At 68.1% G+C, this 17,814-nt stretch carries 13 protein-coding genes; 10 read left to right on the top strand and 3 right to left on the bottom strand.

The window, feature by feature from the left end:
* The first annotated feature begins 2 nt into the window (after positions 1 to 2).
* From kdpB to AC1DR7_RS16210, 4 genes are read left to right on the top strand one after another with little or no spacing between them, the layout of a single operon-like run.
* The gene (gene kdpB / locus AC1DR7_RS16225; protein ID WP_457319241.1) at positions 3 to 2,054 is read left to right on the top strand and encodes a potassium-transporting ATPase subunit KdpB; all 2,052 of its coding nucleotides are present in this window, start codon (positions 3 to 5) and stop codon (positions 2,052 to 2,054) included.
* Positions 2,051 to 2,695, top strand: a complete 645-nt coding sequence (gene kdpC, locus AC1DR7_RS16220; protein WP_256777505.1) for a potassium-transporting ATPase subunit KdpC — start codon at positions 2,051 to 2,053, stop codon at positions 2,693 to 2,695. Before kdpB ends, kdpC begins: the two co-directional genes overlap by 4 nt.
* A 37-nt stretch (positions 2,696 to 2,732) precedes the next feature.
* Entirely contained in the window at positions 2,733 to 5,393 is a 2,661-nt protein-coding gene (locus AC1DR7_RS16215) for an ATP-binding protein (protein ID WP_457319240.1), read from the top strand.
* A complete protein-coding gene (locus AC1DR7_RS16210) occupies positions 5,374 to 6,093 on the top strand; it encodes a response regulator transcription factor (protein ID WP_457319239.1) in 720 nt (239 codons plus the stop codon). Before AC1DR7_RS16215 ends, AC1DR7_RS16210 begins: the two co-directional genes overlap by 20 nt.
* Before the next feature lie 733 nt (positions 6,094 to 6,826).
* Here the strand turns inward: AC1DR7_RS16210 and AC1DR7_RS16205 are convergent.
* Genes AC1DR7_RS16205 through coaBC form a run of 3 tightly spaced genes read right to left on the bottom strand, consistent with a single transcriptional unit; the run spans position 6,827 to position 10,911 of the window.
* Entirely contained in the window at positions 6,827 to 9,166 is a 2,340-nt protein-coding gene (locus AC1DR7_RS16205) for a phosphomannomutase/phosphoglucomutase (RefSeq protein ID WP_457319970.1), read from the bottom strand.
* Positions 9,167 to 9,181: 15 nt separating this feature from the next.
* Complete coding sequence (gene dut / locus AC1DR7_RS16200) at positions 9,182 to 9,655, bottom strand: dUTP diphosphatase (protein ID WP_038690973.1); 474 nt, start codon at positions 9,653 to 9,655, stop codon at positions 9,182 to 9,184.
* Complete coding sequence (coaBC, locus tag AC1DR7_RS16195; RefSeq protein WP_457319966.1) at positions 9,652 to 10,911, bottom strand: bifunctional phosphopantothenoylcysteine decarboxylase/phosphopantothenate--cysteine ligase CoaBC; 1,260 nt, start codon at positions 10,909 to 10,911, stop codon at positions 9,652 to 9,654. The genes dut and coaBC overlap by 4 nt, the downstream gene beginning before the upstream one ends.
* Before the next feature lie 278 nt (positions 10,912 to 11,189).
* Here coaBC and AC1DR7_RS16190 point away from each other — a divergent pair, with 278 nt between their 5' ends.
* The 6 genes from AC1DR7_RS16190 (at position 11,190) to AC1DR7_RS16165 (ending at position 17,559) form a co-directional block, all read left to right on the top strand.
* A complete protein-coding gene (locus tag AC1DR7_RS16190; protein WP_478051271.1) occupies positions 11,190 to 12,338 on the top strand; it encodes a Fic family protein in 1,149 nt (382 codons plus the stop codon).
* 191 nt (positions 12,339 to 12,529) lie between these two features.
* Complete coding sequence (radC, locus tag AC1DR7_RS16185; RefSeq protein ID WP_478051270.1) at positions 12,530 to 13,228, top strand: RadC family protein; 699 nt, start codon at positions 12,530 to 12,532, stop codon at positions 13,226 to 13,228.
* Positions 13,229 to 13,378: 150 nt separating this feature from the next.
* The gene (gene argS / locus AC1DR7_RS16180) at positions 13,379 to 15,067 is read left to right on the top strand and encodes an arginine--tRNA ligase (protein WP_256777003.1); all 1,689 of its coding nucleotides are present in this window, start codon (positions 13,379 to 13,381) and stop codon (positions 15,065 to 15,067) included.
* A gap of 18 nt (positions 15,068 to 15,085) precedes the next feature.
* Positions 15,086 to 15,955, top strand: coding sequence for an SPOR domain-containing protein (locus AC1DR7_RS16175; RefSeq protein ID WP_478052224.1), 870 nt, complete (start codon positions 15,086 to 15,088; stop codon positions 15,953 to 15,955).
* A gap of 396 nt (positions 15,956 to 16,351) precedes the next feature.
* Complete coding sequence (locus tag AC1DR7_RS16170) at positions 16,352 to 17,131, top strand: helix-turn-helix domain-containing protein (protein ID WP_457321671.1); 780 nt, start codon at positions 16,352 to 16,354, stop codon at positions 17,129 to 17,131.
* Positions 17,132 to 17,202: 71 nt separating this feature from the next.
* The gene (locus AC1DR7_RS16165) at positions 17,203 to 17,559 is read left to right on the top strand and encodes a VOC family protein (protein ID WP_457321669.1); all 357 of its coding nucleotides are present in this window, start codon (positions 17,203 to 17,205) and stop codon (positions 17,557 to 17,559) included.
* Positions 17,560 to 17,814: the final 255 nt, after the last annotated feature.

The raw sequence follows: 17,814 nt of genomic DNA, 5'->3' as shown, positions 1-17,814 counted from the left end.
CCATGAGTACCTATCCCTTGAACGTTTCTTCCCACCGCCGCCAGCGCCTGCTCGATGCGGCCGGCTGGCGCCGCGCCCTGCGCGATGCGGTGATCAAGCTCTCGCCCCGCCACCTGCTGCACAGCCCGGTGATGGCGGTGGTGATGGCCGGCACCGTGGTCAGCCTGGCGGTCACCCTGAGCGGCAACGCACCGCTGGGTTTCGGCCTGGCGGTCACCGCGATACTGCTGCTGACCGTGCTGTTCGGCAATTTCGCCGAAGCGGTGGCCGAGGCGCGCGGGCGTGGCCAGGCCGCCTCGCTGCGGCGGGCGCGGCAGGACCTGAGCGCGCGTCGGCTGGCCGCCGCGCATGCCGGGGCCAGCGAGACCCAGGTACCGGCCGCCGAGCTGCGCCCGGGCGACCATGTGATCGTCAGCGCCGGCGAATTGATTCCCGCCGATGGCGAGATCGTGCAGGGCCTGGCCACCATCAACGAAGCGGCGGTGACCGGTGAATCGGCGCCGGTGCTGCGCGAGGCCGGCACCGACCGCAGCGGCGTAATCGGCGGTACCAAGGTGCTGTCGGACCAGATCATCGTGCGCATCACCGCCGAGCCGGGCCACAGCTTCCTGGACCGGATGATCGCGCTGGTGGAAGGCGCAAACCGCCAGAAGACCCCCAACGAGGTCGCGCTGACCCTGCTGCTGGCGGCGATGACGCTTACCTTCCTGATCGTGGTGGCCACGCTGCCGGCGATCGGTGCGTTCGTCGGCGTGCGGGTGGACCCGCTGCTGCTGATCGCGCTGTTGGTGTGCCTGATTCCCACCACCATCGGCGGGCTGCTGCCGGCCATCGGCATCGCCGGCATGAACCGGGCGCTGGCCGCCAACGTGCTGGCCAAGTCGGGCAAGGCGGTGGAAGTGGCCGGTGACGTGGACGTGCTGCTGCTGGACAAGACCGGCACCATCACCTACGGCGACCGCCAGGCCACGCACTTCCATGCACTGGCCGGGATCGACGCGCCGCAGCTGCGTGAAGCGGCGCTGTTGTCCTCGCTGGCCGACCCGACCCCGGAAGGCAAATCGATCGTGCGCCTGGCGCGCGAACAAGGCTGCACCACCACCGAACCGGACCGCGCCGATTACCTGGCCTTCTCTGCGCAGACCCGCATGTCCGGCGTGGACCTGGACGGCGGACGGCGCATCCGCAAGGGCGCGGCCGACTCGATCAGCGCCTATGTGCGTGAGCTGGGCGGCATCGTGCCGGCCGAACTGCCGGGCCGCGTGGAGCAGGTGGCGCGCAACGGTGCCACCCCGCTGGTGGTGTGCGAAGGGCGCCACGTGCTGGGCGTGATCGAGCTGTCGGACGTGGTCAAGCACGGCATGCGCGAGAAGTTCGCGCAGCTGCGCGCGATGGGCATCCGCACGGTGATGATCACCGGCGACAACCCGCTCACGGCCGCCGCCATTGCTGCCGAAGCTGGCGTGGACGACTACATCGCCGAGGCCCGCCCGGAAGACAAGCTGGCGCGCATCCGGGCCGAGCAGGCCGGCGGGCGGCTGGTGGCGATGGTGGGCGACGGCACCAACGACGCCCCGGCGCTGGCCCAGGCCGACATCGGCCTGGCGATGAACTCCGGTACGCAGGCGGCCAAGGAAGCCGGCAACATGGTCGATCTGGATTCGGATCCGGCCAAGCTGCTGGCGGTGGTGGAAGTGGGCAAGCAGCAGCTGATCACGCGCGGTGCGCTGACCACCTTCTCGCTGGCCAACGATGTGTCCAAGTACTTCGCGATCCTGCCGGCGCTGTTCGCCTCCACCCTGCCGGCCATGGCGGCATTGAACGTGATGCACCTGTCCAGCCCGCGCAATGCGGTGCTGGCGGCGCTGATTTTCAACGCGCTGGTGATTCCGGCGCTGATTCCGCTGGCGCTGCGCGGGGTGCGCTTCCGCCCGGCCACGGCCACCGCGCTGCTGCGCCGGAACATGCTGGTGTACGGCCTCGGCGGCGTGCTGCTGCCGTTTGCGGCCATCAAGTTGATCGACCTCTTCCTTGTCTCGGTATTCGGCGCATGAACCGCTCACTTGCAACCTCCCTGCCCCGCGCCGCGCGCGCCCCTGCCGCGCGGGCGGCCACCCTGCAGCAGCACGGCGCATGGCGCCCGGCGCTGATGCTGGGCCTGGTCAGCCTGCTGCTGCTCGGCCTGGCCTATGCGCTGGCCGCGACCGGTGCCAGCCGGCTGCTGTTCCCCGCGCAGGCCGATGGCAGCCTGCTCATCCGCGATGGCCAGGTGCGCGGCTCACAGCTGATCGCGCAGCCGTTCACCGGCGATGGCTACTTCCAGGCGCGCCCGTCGGCGGCCAACTACGACCCGATGGCCGCGGCCGGCAGCAACCTGGCCCGGACCAATCCGGCGCTGCAGGAACGCGTGCAGGCCAGCATCGCCGCGGTGGCCGCGCGCGAAGGCGTGGCCCCGGCGCAGGTGCCCAGCGACCTGGTGACCCAGTCCGGCGCGGGCATGGACCCGGAGCTGTCGCCCGCCGCCGCGCAGCTGCAGATCGCCCGCGTGGCCCGCAGCCGCGGGTTGCCGCCCGAGCGCGTGACTGCACTGGTGAAGGCCAACACGCAGGGCCCGCAGTGGCGCGTGTTCGGTCAGCCGCGGGTCAACGTGATGACGCTCAACCTGGCGCTGGATGACCTCAAGGCGGCCCCGTGATGCGGGGATCGCATCGGCCGGTGCACAATCGCCACCCATGAGCGACCCACGTACCCGCCAGGCCGATGCCCTGGTTGAACGCCTGCAACGCGAAGCCGGCGGCAAGCTCACCGTGTTCCTCGGTGCCGCCCCGGGCGTAGGCAAGACCTTCAGCATGCTCAGCCGCGCGCACGAACAGCTGCGTCGCGGCGTGGATGTGGTGGTAGGGCTGGTGGAAACGCACGGCCGCGCCGAGACCGCTGCGTTGCTGGAGGGCCTGCCGCAGGTGCCGCTGGTGCAGCGCGACTACCAGCAGCACGTGCTGGGCGAGATGGACCTGGACGCGGTGCTGGCCCGCCACCCGGCGCTGGTGCTGGTGGATGAGCTGGCCCACCGCAACGTCCCCGGCAGCCGCCACGAGCGCCGCTGGCAGGACGTGGAAGAACTGCTGGAAGCCGGCATCGATGTCTGGACCACGGTCAACATCCAGCACCTGGAAAGCCTCAACGACGTGGTGATGCGCATCACCGGCGTGCGCGTCACCGAGACCGTGCCCGATGCGGTGCTCGACCGCCTGCACGACATCGTGCTGGTGGACATTCCGCCGCGCGAACTGATCGAGCGCCTGCAGCAGGGCAAGGTGTACGTACCTGAGCAGGCAGCGCAAGCCCTGCAGGCGTTCTTCTCGCCGGCCAACCTCACCGCGCTGCGCGAACTGGCCATGCAGGAAGCGGCCGACCGCGTGGACAGCAGCCTGCGCGAGACCCGCGCCGCACGTGGCGAGGCCAACCTGCCGCTGCGCCGGCGCGTGCTGTTGGCCATCGATGGCGGTGGCCAGAGCGAGTACCTGGTGCGCGTGGGCCGGCGCATCGCCGAGCGCCGTGATGCGCCATGGACGGTGGTGACCGTGCAGGGCCGGCGCAACGACGAAGACACCCGGCGCGAGATCGATGCCGCCTTCGCGCTCGCGCGCCGCCTCGGTGGCGAGGCCGAACTACTGCACGGCTCCAGCATCGCCGATGCGCTGCTGGACCACGCCGCGCACAACAGCGTGTCCACGCTGGTGCTGGGCCGCACCCGCGAGCGCCCGTTCGCGCGGATGCTCAACCGCACCCTCACCCAGCAGCTGATCCAGCGCGGTGCGCACTACGAGATCACCATCATCGGCACCCCGCAGGCGCGCGCTCGCGCGCGGCGTGCCGGGCTGACGATCCCCACCCGCAGCACCGGCCAGGACACGTTGCTGGCGGTGGGCGCCACGGCGCTGGCCTGCCTGGTGGCGCTGATTGCCGAGCGCTGGGTGGGGCTGTACGACCTGTCGATGGTGTTCATCGTGGCGGTGGTGATGGTGGCCGCGCGCAGCCGCACCAGTGCGGCGGTGATCGCCGCGGCCCTGTGTTTCCTGGCCTACAACTTCTTCTTCATCGCTCCACGCTTCACCTTTGCGATCAGCGCGCGCCAGGGCGTGATCACCGTGTTCCTGTTCCTGGCTGCCGCGCTGGTGGCTGGCCGCCTGGCCTCGCGGCTGCGCATGCAGGTGGTGGCGCTGCGTGCGTCCAACCGCCACGCCAATGCGCGCCAAGCGCTTGGCCGGCAGCTGACCCGTGCGGCCAGCAACGAAGAGGTGGCGCAAGCCGGGCGCGAGGCGCTGGAACAGGCGATGGACGCACCGGCGTGGCTGCGCATCGGCCAGGACACCAGCACCAGCGGCAGCGCCGCACCGGGCGACACCGACCTGGCCGCCGCCGACTGGGCGCGGCGCCACGGCCAGCCCAGTGGCCGCTTCACCGATACGCTGGCCGGCGCGGAATGGTGGTTCCTGCCACTGCTGGACGGCGACGACCGCGCCATCGGCGTGGCCGGCATGCGCTTCGCGCGGAGTGCGCCGCGCCTCACCCCCGAGCAACGCCAGCTGGCCGAGGCGATGGTGGATGACATCGCCCAGGCCGCGCTGCGCACGCAGCTGGTAGCCGACCTGGAAAAGGCGCACGTGAGCAACGAGACCGAGCGCCTGCGCTCGGCACTGCTGTCCTCGGTATCGCACGACCTGCGCTCGCCGCTGGCGGCGATGATCGGCTCAGCCGACAGCCTGAGCAGCTATGCCGATGCGATGGACGCGCAGGATCGCCGCGCCCTGCTGGACACCATCCTGGTGGAAGGCGAGCGGCTGGACCGCTACATCCAGAACCTGCTGGACATGACCCGGCTGGGCCACGAAGGCCTGCAGATCAACCGCGACTGGATCGGCGTGGACGAGCTGGTGGGATCGGCCGCGCGGCGGCTGCAGCGGTATCAGCCGGAGGTGCAGCTCAAACTCGATATCCCGGCCACGCTGGCCCCGATCTGGGTGCACCCGGCGCTGGTGGAGCAGGCGGTGTTCAACGTGATGGAGAACGCGGCCAAGTTCTCGCCGCCCGGCGCGGCGGTGGAAGTGCAGGCGCGGCTGGTGGAGGGCGAGCTGCGCATCGACGTGCTGGACGCCGGGCCGGGCATTCCCGATGACGAGCGCGCCCGCATTTTCGACATGTTCTACAGCGTGGAGCGCGGCGACCGGGGCCGGCATGGCACCGGGCTGGGACTGACCATCTGCCAGGGCATGATCGGCGCGCATGGCGGCAGCGTGCAGGCGCTGCCGGGGCGCGACGGACGCGGTACCCTGATCCGCATCACGCTGCCCCTGCTGCAACCCCACCCTGACGATGACGACGACGAATCCTGACCCCACCCAAGGCGTGCCCCCGGCCCGCGTGCTGGTGATCGATGACGAAGCGCAGATCCGTCGCTTCCTCGACATCAGCCTGCGCGCGCAGGGCTACCGCGTGGTGCAGGCCGCCACCGGCCAGGCCGGGTTGGAAGCGCTGGTGAGCGAGGGCGCGGACCTGGTGATCCTGGATATCGGCCTGCCGGACATGGAAGGGCACGACGTACTGGCCGAGCTGCGCCAGTGGAGCCAGGTGCCGGTGATCATGCTCACCGTGCGCGCCAGCGAGACCGAAAAAGTGCGGGCGCTGGACAACGGCGCCAACGACTACGTGACCAAGCCGTTCGGCACGCAGGAGCTGATGGCACGCGTGCGGGCACTGCTGCGCTCGCGCACGGTATCCAGCGAGGGCGTGCTGCCGCAGTTCGACGACGGGCACCTGCATATCGACCTGGTGCGGCGCGAAGTGCACCTGGACGGCGCGCCGGTGGCCCTGACCCGCAAGGAATACGCGCTGTTGTCGCTGCTGCTGCGAAATGCCGGGCGGGTGGTGACCCAGCCGCAGATCCTGCAGGAAATCTGGGGGCCGACGCACCAGCACGACACGCATTACCTGCGCATCCTGGTGGGCAAATTACGGCACAAGCTGGGCGATTCGGCGCTGGATTCGCGGTACCTGTTCACCGAACCTGGGGTGGGGCTGCGCTTCAAGGGGTGAGGCGGGAGGGCAGCCGAGCATGGCTCGGCTCTACCTTGGGGTTCGTGCGCCTTGATGGGTCACGATCGTTGATCGTGGCGCGCCGGACTGCGCGCGCATCGGTAGAGCCGAGCCATGCTCGGCTGCCTTTCCCTCAGAACCCCGACACAACCAACGGTCGTAATCCCGATGCGCGCCATGCCCGCGCGCCATTACCAACGGTTGTAATCCCAATGCACGCCAATGCCTGCGCGACGACCAACGGTCGCAATCGCAATGCGCGCGAATGCAGGCACGTCGTGACCAATGATCGTAGTCGCGGGCGGGAGGGCAGCCGAGCATGGCTCGGCTCTACCTTGGGGTTCGTGCGCCTTGATGGGTCACGAGCGTTGATCGTGGCGCGCGGGAATGCGCACGCATCGGTAGAGCCGAGCCATGCTCGGCTGCCGTTCCCTCAGAACCCCGACACGACCAACGGTAGTAATACCGATGCGCGCCATGCCCGCGCGCCATGACCAACGGTTGTAATCCCAATGCACGCCAATGCCTGCGCGACGACCAACGGTCGCAATCGCAATGCGCGCGAATGCAGGCGCGTCGTGACCAACGATCGTAATCGCGGGCGGGAGGGCAGCCGAGCATGGCTCGGCTCTACCTTGGGGTTCGCGCGCCTTGATGGGTCACGAGCGTTGATCGTGGCGCGCCGGACTGCGCGTGCATCGGTAGAGCCGAGCCATGCTCGGCTGCCTTTCCCTCAGAACCCCAGCGCCACACCCGGCAGCAGCGGCTGCAGCTGTTCGCGGAACAGGGCCTTGATGCGCTCCAGCGCGGCTTCGTCATCGGCCTCGAAGCGCAGCACCAGCACCGGGGTGGTGTTGGACGCGCGCAGCAGGCCCCAGCCGTCCGGGAAATCGGCGCGCAGACCGTCGATGGTGGCCAGGCGCGCGCCGGCGAACGGCGAGTCCTCCACCTGCGCGGCCGACACGAACAGCGACACCAGCGCGTGCGGGGTGCCTGATTCCACCGGCACCTTCAGCTCCGGGGTAGACACCGCGTCGGGTAGTTCCTCGAAGATCTCCGACGGCGTCTCCTCGCGCTGGGCCAGGATTTCCAGCAGCCGCGCGGCCGCGTACAGGCCATCGTCGAAACCGAACCAGCGCTCCTTGAAGAAGAAGTGCCCGCTCATCTCGCCGGCCAGCTCGGCATCGGTTTCGCGCATCTTCGCCTTCATCAGCGAGTGCCCGGTCTTCCACATCAACGGGCTGCCGCCGTTGCGCAGCACGTAATCGGACAGCTTGCCGCTGCACTTCACGTCGTAGATCACCAGCGCGCCCGGGTTGCGCATCAGCACATCGGCGGCGAACAACATCAACAGCCGGTCGGCGTAGATGATCTTGCCCTCGCGGGTGACCACGCCCAGGCGGTCGCCATCGCCGTCGAAGGCCAGGCCGATATCCGCATCGAAACGCTTCACCGTCTGGATCAGATCTTCCAGGTTGTGCGGGTCGCTAGGGTCCGGATGATGATTGGGGAACGTGCCATCCACATCGCAGTACAGCGGAATGACCTCGGCCCCGATCGCCTCCAGCAGCGGCTGCGCCAGTTCACCGGCCACGCCGTTGCCGGCGTCGGCCACCACCTTCAGCGGACGGTCCAGCTGCACGTCATCGGCGATGCGCTGGATGTAATCGGCGTTGACCTCGCGCTGCTGCAGGCTGCCCGGCTCGGCGGCCACATGCAGCTGGCCGTCGCGGATGCGCTGGTACAGCTCGGTGATGGCATCGCCGGACAGCGTCTCGCCGCCGACCACGATCTTGAAGCCGTTGTAGTCCGCCGGATTGTGGCTGCCGGTCACCGCCACGCAGCTGCCCGCGCGCAGGTGGTAGCTGGCGAAGTACACCACCGGCGTCGGCGCCAGACCGATATCGATCACATCGCAGCCGGCACGGCGCAGGCCTTCGATCAGCGCGCCGGTGAGTTCCGGACCGGACAAGCGGCCATCACGGCCGACCACGATCTCGCGCAGGCCTTCCACCTGCATCACCGAGCCGATCGCCTGGCCGATCAGCGCGGCCACCTGCGGGGTCAGCTCACGCCCGACCACACCACGGATGTCATAAGCCCGGAAGATATCGGCCGGCACGTCCTGGCCCACCACGCCGGGCATCGGCGGCGGCGCGCCTTCGGCCACGGCCGGCACCACCGCCAGCGGAATCTGGTCCAGGCTTTCGCGCAGGGTGGGGCCCTCTTCCACGTCGGCCTCCTTGGACGCGCGGCGACGCGGCAACGGCACCCTGCCCTTGCCGAACTGCAGCATCGCGGCGATCGCCAGCAGCAGCACCGCCACGATCGCACTGGGAATGCCACCCAAACCAAGCGGGCCCGGTTCGATATCCGGCACGGCCGCCGCCAGGCGCAGCCCGCTCTTGCCGAGCGGACGGGCCAGCGCCTCGGCGCCGTCGGCCAGCGCGACGCTGCCCTGTTCGATCACGTTGTGGTTGCCCTGGCGCAGCGCCAGGTAGCCTTCATCGGGCACGCGCACCTGGTCGAAGGTGGCGGTCAGGCGCAGCAGCGGCTGGCGCACGTACACCAGCGCCGGCCCCTGCGTACCCAGCACCACCGGCGCGGCCAGGCCCAGGCGCTGGCCGCCGGCATCGCGCACCACACGGGCCACCACGCTGTCTCCGGCATTGGCCGCTTCCAGCAGGGCCAGGCGCGAGTAGCCAAACGCCTTCGGATCGGCATAGGCCTGATCCAGGGTGGCCAGCAGCACCTGCACGTCTTCGGTACCCGGCCAGCCTTCGCGGATGGCCACGGCGGTCGCTTCGGCATCGCTATTGGCCAGTGCCGTGGTGACCCGCTCGCTCTTGACCAGCTTGCGCAGCTGCGCCAACTGGCCGTTCAGCGCCGCATCCACCCCGGTGACGATTTCATCGCGCGACTGCTCCAGCGACGTGCCCACCGAGGCCTGCCGCCATTGCCGCACCGCACTCCAGCCGAACCACAGCCCCAGCAGCACCAGCGCGGCCACCAACAGCGGGCCGGTGCGCTTGCTTGCCAATCGCGGTTGTCCATCCGCCGTTGCCTTGCTCATGAACACTTCCCCCTGTCAGCGCACCCCGGTATGGCCGAATCCACCCGTTCCCCTGGCGCTGTCGGTGAAAGTATCCACTACCTGCAGGCTCACGCGTGCAATCGGCAACACAACCAGCTGCGCGATGCGGTCACCCGGCTGCAGCGTGAAGGGCTCGCGGCCACGGTTCCACGCGCTGATCAGCAGCGGGCCCTGGTAATCGGCGTCGATCAGCCCGGTGCCGTTGCCCAGCACGATGCCGTGGCGATGGCCCAGCCCGGAGCGCGGCAGCACCACGGCGGCCAGGTTCGGGTCGGCGATGTGGATGGCGATACCGCTGGGAATCAGCGCGGTATCGCCCGGCTGCAGGGTGAGCTCGGTCTCCAGCGCCGCGCGCAGGTCCAGCCCGGCGCTGTGCTCGGTGGCGTAGGCCGGCAGCGGCCAGGTATCGCCGAAGCGCGGGTCGAGCAGCTTGACCTGCAACGGCTGAAGGGTGGAATCAACGCTCATGCGTGCAACCTCTGGGCAATCAGGGACAACAGTTGTTCGGCCAGCAGCGCCTTGGAGGTGCCGGGGAACACCTGTTCGCCGCCCTGCCAGTAGGCCGTGGCCGCGTTTTCATCGCTTTCAAAACCGCCGGTGGCGATACCCACCTGGTTGGCAATCACCAGGTCCAGGCGCTTGTCCACCAGCTTGCCGCGCGCGTACTTCTCCACATCATGGGTTTCGGCGGCAAAGCCGACCACCAGCTTCAGCGCGTTGGTCTGCGCAGCCACCTCGGCCAGGATGTCCGGTGTACGCACCAGCTCCAGCGTGAGGGTCTGGGTGCCGGCGGTCTTCTTCAATTTCTGCGGGGCCACCTGGCGCGGGGTGTAATCGGACACTGCGGCCGCGCCTATATAGATGTCGGCCGGCAGCGCGCCCAGCACCGCCTCGCGCATCTGCGCGGCCGAGCGCACGTCCACCCGCTGCACCCCGGCCGGGGTGGGCAGCTGCACCGGGCCACTCACCAGCACCACCTGCGCGCCTTGGCGCACGGCCGCGGCAGCCAGCGCATAGCCCATCTTGCCGCTGCTGCGGTTGCCCACGTAGCGCACCGGGTCCAGGTCTTCATAAGTGGGGCCGGCGCTGATGACCACGCGCAGGCCCTTGAGTTGCTGCTCGGGCGCGGCGTCGCCACCGGCCGGCGCCTGCAGCGCGGCCAGTGCCGCAACAATCGCATTGGGTTCGGTAAGCCGGCCCGGGCCGGATTCGCCTTCGGCCAGCGGGCCGTCTTCCGGCCCGATCACCTGCGCGCCGCGCTGGCGCAGCAGGCTGATGTTGGCCTGCGTGGCCGGGTGCTGCCACATGCGGTGGTTCATGGCCGGGCACACGGTAAGCGGCGCGGTGGTGGCCAGGCACAGCGTGGTGACCAGGTCATCGGCGTTGCCGTGGGCCAGCCGGGCCAGCAGATCGGCGGTGGCCGGGGCCACCACGATGCGATCGGCCCAGCGGGCCAGCTCGATGTGGCTCATGGCCTGCTCGGCGGCGCTGTCCCACAGGGTGGTGCGGGTGGGCTGGCCGGACAGGGCCTGGAAGCTCAGCGGAGTGACGAACTGCTGGGCCCCGGCAGTCATGGCGACCTGCACCTGGGCCCCGGCATCGCGCAGGCGACGCACCAGTTCCAGCGACTTGTAGGCGGCGATGCCGCCCCCTACGCACAACAACAGCTTCTGGCCTTGCAGCGGGCGCGCGGACGCCGGAGAAGCCTGGGGGGAGTCAGCCACCTGCGAATTTCCTGTCGAACTGAGGCGATTAGCTTACCTGATGGGGTGTGGGCGGCTCATGCCTCAGGGGCATGAGGGGGGTGTTTTTGGTCATGAAGAGCTGAGCTGCCTCTCTATGACTGCTGGCTGCTGTCAGTAGATGAACTGCCTGCGCCAGGGTGCCGACCAAGGGATGTGAGCCCCGTGGTTTTAGTCGTTAAAAAAGGATGCTTTAATAACGTCCGCAGCTGGGAAAGATTTCTTTCGCAGCTGAAACCGTATCTAAAGGAACCTTTGTCATGCCACGCATCACTGGGACCTACGCCACAACCGCCGTTGGCGGCGAGAACGTTCGCGCGTTCGTACCTCACGCCCTCCCGCCCGGTGATCCCGTGCTTTCCCCAACCGCCTACGTCGAACAGAACGCCCGCGCCGAGGTGGCGCTGACGCGGTTGTCCGGCATGGCCGGGCTGGTGGCCTCCAGCAACTGGCTGATCTATGCCGCCATTCGTAAGGAGGCCTTGCTTACCTCGCAGCTGGAAGGCACCCAGGCCACCTTGACCGACGTGCTGGATGAGGAAGCCGGTATGACGGTGACCAACGCCCAGGATGTGGAAGAGGTTACGAACTACCTGCTGGCATTCAACTACGCGCGCGAGCAGCTGCGCAGCCCTACCGGTCTGCCGGTATCACTACGGCTGCTGACCGAATCCCACCGGATGCTGATGACGGGCGTGCGTGGCGCCACCAAGCAACCTGGTGCCGTGCGCACTACACAGAACTGGATAGGGGGAAGCCGGCCAGGCAATGCGAGTTTCGTTCCGCCGCCCGCTCAGGAAGTGGGGCCCGCGCTGAGCGCGCTGGAGCGCTATATCCACCAGCCAGAGCACGCGTTGCCGCCCTTGGTGCGCGTGGCCTTGGTGCATGCGCAATTCGAAACCATCCATCCCTTCCTGGACGGCAACGGCCGCATTGGGCGCCTGCTCATCGCCATGCTGTTGGAAGAGTGGAAGCTGATGCCCGAGCCGTTGCTGTATGTGTCTGGTTACCTCAAACGACACCAGCGGGTGTACTACGACCGGCTTTCCGCCATTCGGAAGGACGGTGACTGGGAAGGCTGGGTGAGCTTCTTCCTGGAGGCCGTGGAGGCCGCTGCCGACGAGGCGCAAAGCAGCATCGTTGCCCTTGCCGCGTGCATCGCCGAGGATCGCAAGCGTGTGCTTGCACTGGGTACCAGTACGTTGGCGACGCTTCGGTTGTTCGAGCTGCTTCCGACCATGCCGAGAATCAACATTGATCGGGCAGCACAGGTGCTGGAGGTGAGTGCGCCTACTGCGGCGAAGGCTATCAATGGATTGCAGGTGGCGGGGGTGTTGGAGGAGACGACGGGGCGGGCGCGGAACCAGAGCTTTTTGTATGCGCGGTATGTGCGACTTTTAATGGACTGAGGACGTAGCTATTGCAGAGCGGCTAGCCAATTTCAATAGCATCCTCTCCGCATATCTGTAGAAATATCATTGTTTTTGACTGGATCAAACAGCCTGCCGAACAGCCACCAATTGTGCCCACGCGCAATCCTTATCAGACGACGCGGCATAGTCTGATTGGCTGGGCATACGTGCTTCTCGACACTTGAGCCATGGCAATCAAAGACTGGCCCAAGGACGAGCAACCGCGCGAGAAGCTACTGGCGCGTGGCCCAGCAGCGCTTTCGGATGCTGAGTTGCTTGCCCTGTTCATGGGCACCGGCTGTAAGGGCTTGGACGTCATGGAGAACGCACGCCTTCTCCTCAAGGAACATGGCCCACTGCGCCTATTGCTTGATATGAGCGCGCAGAAGCTGAGGAGACTGCCAGGGCTCGGCCCGGCACGGGCTTGCAAGCTGGTCGCCGCACTGGAACTGGCCGACCGCCATTTGCGTGCAAAGTTGGACCTGGGTGAAGGCATGTGCGATCCCAAGACAGCCATGCGCTACTTCAAGCAGCGGCTTCGCGGGCGCCCCCATGAGGTCTTCGCCGTCATGTTCTTGAACACCCGCAACCACATGCTGGCGTTCGAGGAACTCTTCAACGGCACGATCGATGCGGCGGCGGTCTACCCGCGCGAAGTGGCACGCCGCGCCCTGTTCCATAACGCGGCAGCCGTGATCATCGGTCACAACCACCCTTCTGGCAGCGCCGAACCGTCCGCTGCCGACCGCGATATCACCCGTCATCTGGAAAAAGCCCTGCCTTTGGTAGGAGTCCGCCTTCTGGACCACGTAGTAGTAGGCGAAGGCACCCCCGTCTCCATGGCTGAACGAGGCTGGCTCGAACCCACCCTCTCCTTTCGGGGCTGAACGTCCCAGTCAGCCCAAATACCCCTGTCCGGAGCCCCGAAAGCGGCCCCAAGGCCCCTCAAGCCCCCTGCCCCACTCCCGTTCAATGGATCGGCCCGCCATCTAGGCTAAAATTGCCGATTCCGCCGCTCCAGTCCCAAAGCAGGCCTTGTGAAAAATCTCCTCCGCGCCCTGATCAGCCAAGGCATCGAAGCCTTGCGCGCCAACGGCACTCTGCCGGCCGATACCCTGACCCCGGAATTCGTGGTCGAACGCCCGAAGACCCGTGAGCACGGCGATTTCGCCACCAATGCCGCGATGCTGCTGGCCAAGCCGGCGCGCAGCAACCCGCGCGCCCTGGCCCAGGCGCTGCTGGATGCGCTGCCCAAGAGCAATGACGTGCTGCGCGTTGAGATCGCCGGCCCAGGCTTCATCAATTTCCACCTCGCCCCCAGCGCCTACCAGCGCGAAGCGGCCAGCGTGCTCAAGGAAGGCGCCGATTACGGCCGCAACCTGAGCGGCAACGGCCGTACCGTGGGCGTGGAGTATGTGTCGGCCAACCCGACCGGTCCGCTGCACGTGGGCCATGGCCGCGCCGCCGCCATCGGCGACTGCCTGGCACGCCTGCTGGATGTGAACGGCTGGAACGCCAAGCGCGAGTTCTACTACAACGACGCCGGCGTGCAGATCGAGAACCTGGCGCTGTCCACCCAGGCGCGCGCCAAGGGGCTCAAGCCCGATGACGCCGGCTGGCCGGAAGCGGGCTACCGCGGTGATTACATCCAGGACGTGGCCAACGCCTACCTGGCCGGCGCCACGGTGGAGCTGGAAGGCCACGCGGTGGTGGGCGAGCGCGACCCGGACAACCTCGATGGCATCCGCCGCTTTGCGGTGGCCTACCTGCGCAACGAGCAGAACCAGGACCTGGCCGCGTTCGGAGTGGATTTCGACATCTACTTCCTGGAAAGCTCGCTGTACAAGGACGGCAAGGTGGAAGAGACCGTCGCCCAGCTGCAGGCGGCCGGCCACACCTATGAGGACGGCGGCGCGCTGTGGCTGCGCTCGACCGACTTCGGTGACGACAAGGACCGCGTGATGCGCAAGTCCGACGGCACCTACACCTACTTCCTGCCGGACGTGGCCTACCACCTGAGCAAGTGGCAGCGTGGCTATGAGCGCGCGATCACCGAGCTGGGTGCGGACCACCACGGCTCGCTGGCGCGCGTGCGCGCCGGCCTGCAGGCGCTGGACGTGGGCATTCCCCAGGGCTGGCCGGAATACGTGCTGCACCAGATGGTGACGGTGATGCGCGGCGGCGAAGAAGTGAAGCTGTCCAAGCGTGCCGGCAGCTACCTGACCCTGCGTGACCTGATCGAAGAAGCCGGCCGCGATGCGACCCGCTGGTTCCTGATCGCGCGCAAGCCCGATTCGCAGCTGACCTTTGATATCGACCTGGCCCGCGCGCAGAGCAACGACAACCCGGTGTTCTACGTGCAGTATGCGCACGCCCGGGTGTGCAGCCTGCTGCGCCAGGCGCAGGAGAAGGGCCTGAGCTACACGCCGGGCGAAGGCCTTGCCGGCATGGCCTCGCTGAGCGACGACGCCTCGCTGTGGCTGATGGTGGAAATGTCGCGCTTCCCGGAAGTGGTGGAAGCGGCCGGTATCGCGCTGGAACCGCACCTGATCGCGCAGTATCTGCGTGAATTGGCGCACGCCTTCCACACGTGGTATCACGGCACGCAGGTGCTGGTGGCTGACGATGCCGAGCGCAATGCCAAGCTCACGCTGGCGTGCGCGGCGCGCCAGGTGCTGGCCAATGGTCTGAACGTCCTGGGCGTTTCCGCCCCGGAAAAAATGTAAGCAGTGGAGAAGCAGTAAATGGCAGCACGACGCGGCAAGAGCCAGGCACGGCGCAACAGCAGCCAGGGCACACCGGGATGGGTGTGGCTGGTTGCGGGTGTGGCGATTGCGGCCGTGGTGTTTTTGGCGGCACCGAACCTGTTCAAGAACGACGGTGATGGCTTCCTGCGGGTTGGCCCGCAGCCGAACCCGAACGCCCAGCCGGCCCCGGTAAGCGACGCCGATACCGACGTGGGCGCGGAGCTGCCCAAGCCGGGTGCGGCGGCCAAGCCTGCCGAACCGGCCAAGCCGGCCACGCAGTACGACTTCTACACCCTGCTGCCCGGCAAGGAAGTGGAAATGTCCGATGCGGAGCTGGCGGCCAGCGCGCGTGCGGAAGATCAGCGCCGCGCCAAGGCCGAGGCGCAGCGCGCGCAGGCGGCGTTGGAAGGCCGTCCGTTGCCACCGGCACCGGCGCCGACCAGCACCGCCGCAACCACCTCGCCTGCGGCAGTGAGCACCGCCCCGCTGCCCGCCCCGGTGGCGGAACGCCCGGCAGCAACCACGGCTCCGGCGACGACGCCGGCGCAGACGGCAGCGGCTACTCCGGCGGCACCGAAGCCGGCGGCTGCTGCGGCGACGCCTGCTGCTGCGGCGGCTGAGCCGGCGGCCAGCAACGTGCGCTATATCCTGCAGGCCGGCGCGTTTGGTGCGTCTGGCGACGCCGAGGCGACCAAGGCCAAGCTGGCGATGATCGGTTTGGCGGCGCGGGTGGAATCGGCGCAGATCAACGGCAAGACGGTGTATCGCGTGCGCATGGGGCCGTATGGCAGCGCGGGTGAGCTGGCGGAGGCCAAGCAGAAGCTGGATGGGACCGGGCTTCAGGCGATGGCAATCAAGGCGCAGTGAGTGGCGCTGCAGGATTTTTGAAGACGCCGGGCTTGCCCGGCGTCTTTTTTTGTGGCGAAGAGCAGCCGAGCATGGCTCGGCTCTACCCTTCTCTCGGGAGTAAGCGCGCGGGCGGGTAGTGCCGAGCCATGCGCGGCAACCGCTTCTCTTGGGGATCAACGCGCGTTTGGTAGTGCCGAGCCATGCTCGGCAACCGCGCAATGCGCGGTGCGTGCGTCCGAAGACCTGCGGCCTGAACACACCGGGGTTCACACCGGAGTTCAGTGCACGGCGGGCGCGTGGACCATGCGTTGGTACGGGCGGAGCGAAGGGCAGCCGAGCATGGCTCGGCTCTACCTGCTCCCGGGAATTAACGCGCGTTCGGTCCGGCGTCCGGTGATGCGTTATCGTCCGCGCATGTCTTCCCGTCCTAATCCTGCGGAACTTCCCAGCGTTGCCGGGGCTACCGGTCGCTACCGCGAGTGGGCGCCGCCGGCTGCGCTGCGCGGCAGCTTCGGGCAGCTGTGGCGCAGCGATCTGCCGGTGGGCCACAGCGGTGAGGTGGCGGTGCTGCCCGATGGTTGCGTGGACATTCTCTGGCGCGATGGGCGGCTGTTTGTGGTGGGCCCGGACGTGGTGGCCGCGCACCCGCAGTTGACGCCCGGTGCGCAGGTGTTGGGCGCGCGGTTTCAGCCGGGTGCGGCGCAGGCATGGTTGGGGCTGCCGCTGTCGGAGATCGTGGGGACGGCGGTGGCGTTGGAGGACGTGCTGGGCGTGCGGGCGCGGCGGATGGCGGCGCGGTTGAACGCGGTGGGCGATAGCGAGGTGCGGCAGCAGGTGTTCGCGCTGGAGCTGGCCGGGCTGGCTGGCAATGGCACGGCCGATGCCGCGGCGGCGCAGGTGTTTGCCCAGGTGCGTGCGGGGAATATGGACCTGGCGGCGGTGTCTACGGCGCTGCAGCTGAGTACGCGCAGCCTGCGCCGGTTGTGCCATGCGCAGTTCGGCTACGGGCCGAAGATGCTGGAGCGGATCCTGCGCCTGCAACGGGTGCTGCGTTTGGCGCGGGCGCGGCCACGCGACAGCCTGGCGGCGCTGGCGTTCGACGGTGGCTACGCGGACCAGTCGCACCTGAGCCGGGAAGTGCGGGCGCTGGCCGGAATCGGTGCGGCCGAACTCTGCGCGCAGTGGCGCGGCTGACTGGCCGTTTTGTTCAAGACAGACGCGCGGAAACTGGCGATGCTGGTGCTCCTTTCAATACGAGAACAGCGATGAGCACAGCACACGGCAACGATCGCCGCATCGACAACATCGAATTCAACGTGGCCGATATCGCCCGCAGCAAGGCGTTCTATGGGGCGGTGTTTGGCTGGTCGTTCACCGATTACGGCCCGGGCTATACCGAGTTCGACGATGGCCGGTTGCGCGGTGGGTTCACCACGGACGAGCCGGTGCGCGCGGGTGGGCCGTTGGTGATTCTGTATGCCGATGACCTGGCGGCCACGCAGCAGCGGGTGGAAGCGGCCGGGGCGGAAATCTGCCGGGCGGCGTTCGATTTTCCCGGCGGGCGGCGGTTTCATTTCCGCGATCCGGATGGGTATGAGTTGGCGGTGTGGACGGCCGCCTGAGGTAGAGCCGACCGTTGGTCGGCTGCCGTCTGAGGGCGCGTGCGCCGCGCGGTATGCGCCAAGAGCAGCCGAGCATGGCTCGGCTCTACCGGGATGCCGCGCCCCGGAGGGTAGAGCCGAGACAGGAGCAGCCGAGCATGGCTCGGCTCTACCGGGATGCCGCGCCCCGGAGGGTAGAGCCGAGACAAGAGCAGCCGAGCATGGCTCGGCGCTACCGGGATGCCGCGCGGCCAAGGGTAGAGCCGAGCCATGCGC

The sequence above is a fragment of the Stenotrophomonas sp. P5_A9 genome (assembly GCF_056400525.1).
Note: the sequence above shows the minus strand (reverse complement) of the source record. Positions and strands in the feature narration are given on the sequence as shown.

What these genes read in the sequence shown, in the direction of transcription:
- kdpB (WP_457319241.1), top strand. Translation starts at nt 3, where the DNA reads ATGAGTACCTATCCCTTGAACGTTTCTTCCCACCGCCGCCAGCGCCTG.
- kdpC (WP_256777505.1), top strand. Translation starts at nt 2,051, where the DNA reads ATGAACCGCTCACTTGCAACCTCCCTGCCCCGCGCCGCGCGCGCCCCT.
- AC1DR7_RS16215 (WP_457319240.1), top strand. Translation starts at nt 2,733, where the DNA reads ATGAGCGACCCACGTACCCGCCAGGCCGATGCCCTGGTTGAACGCCTG.
- AC1DR7_RS16210 (WP_457319239.1), top strand. Translation starts at nt 5,374, where the DNA reads ATGACGACGACGAATCCTGACCCCACCCAAGGCGTGCCCCCGGCCCGC.
- AC1DR7_RS16205 (WP_457319970.1), bottom strand. Translation starts at nt 9,166, where the DNA reads ATGAGCAAGGCAACGGCGGATGGACAACCGCGATTGGCAAGCAAGCGC.
- dut (WP_038690973.1), bottom strand. Translation starts at nt 9,655, where the DNA reads ATGAGCGTTGATTCCACCCTTCAGCCGTTGCAGGTCAAGCTGCTCGAC.
- AC1DR7_RS16190 (WP_478051271.1), top strand. Translation starts at nt 11,190, where the DNA reads ATGCCACGCATCACTGGGACCTACGCCACAACCGCCGTTGGCGGCGAG.
- radC (WP_478051270.1), top strand. Translation starts at nt 12,530, where the DNA reads ATGGCAATCAAAGACTGGCCCAAGGACGAGCAACCGCGCGAGAAGCTA.
- AC1DR7_RS16175 (WP_478052224.1), top strand. Translation starts at nt 15,086, where the DNA reads ATGGCAGCACGACGCGGCAAGAGCCAGGCACGGCGCAACAGCAGCCAG.
- AC1DR7_RS16170 (WP_457321671.1), top strand. Translation starts at nt 16,352, where the DNA reads ATGTCTTCCCGTCCTAATCCTGCGGAACTTCCCAGCGTTGCCGGGGCT.
- AC1DR7_RS16165 (WP_457321669.1), top strand. Translation starts at nt 17,203, where the DNA reads ATGAGCACAGCACACGGCAACGATCGCCGCATCGACAACATCGAATTC.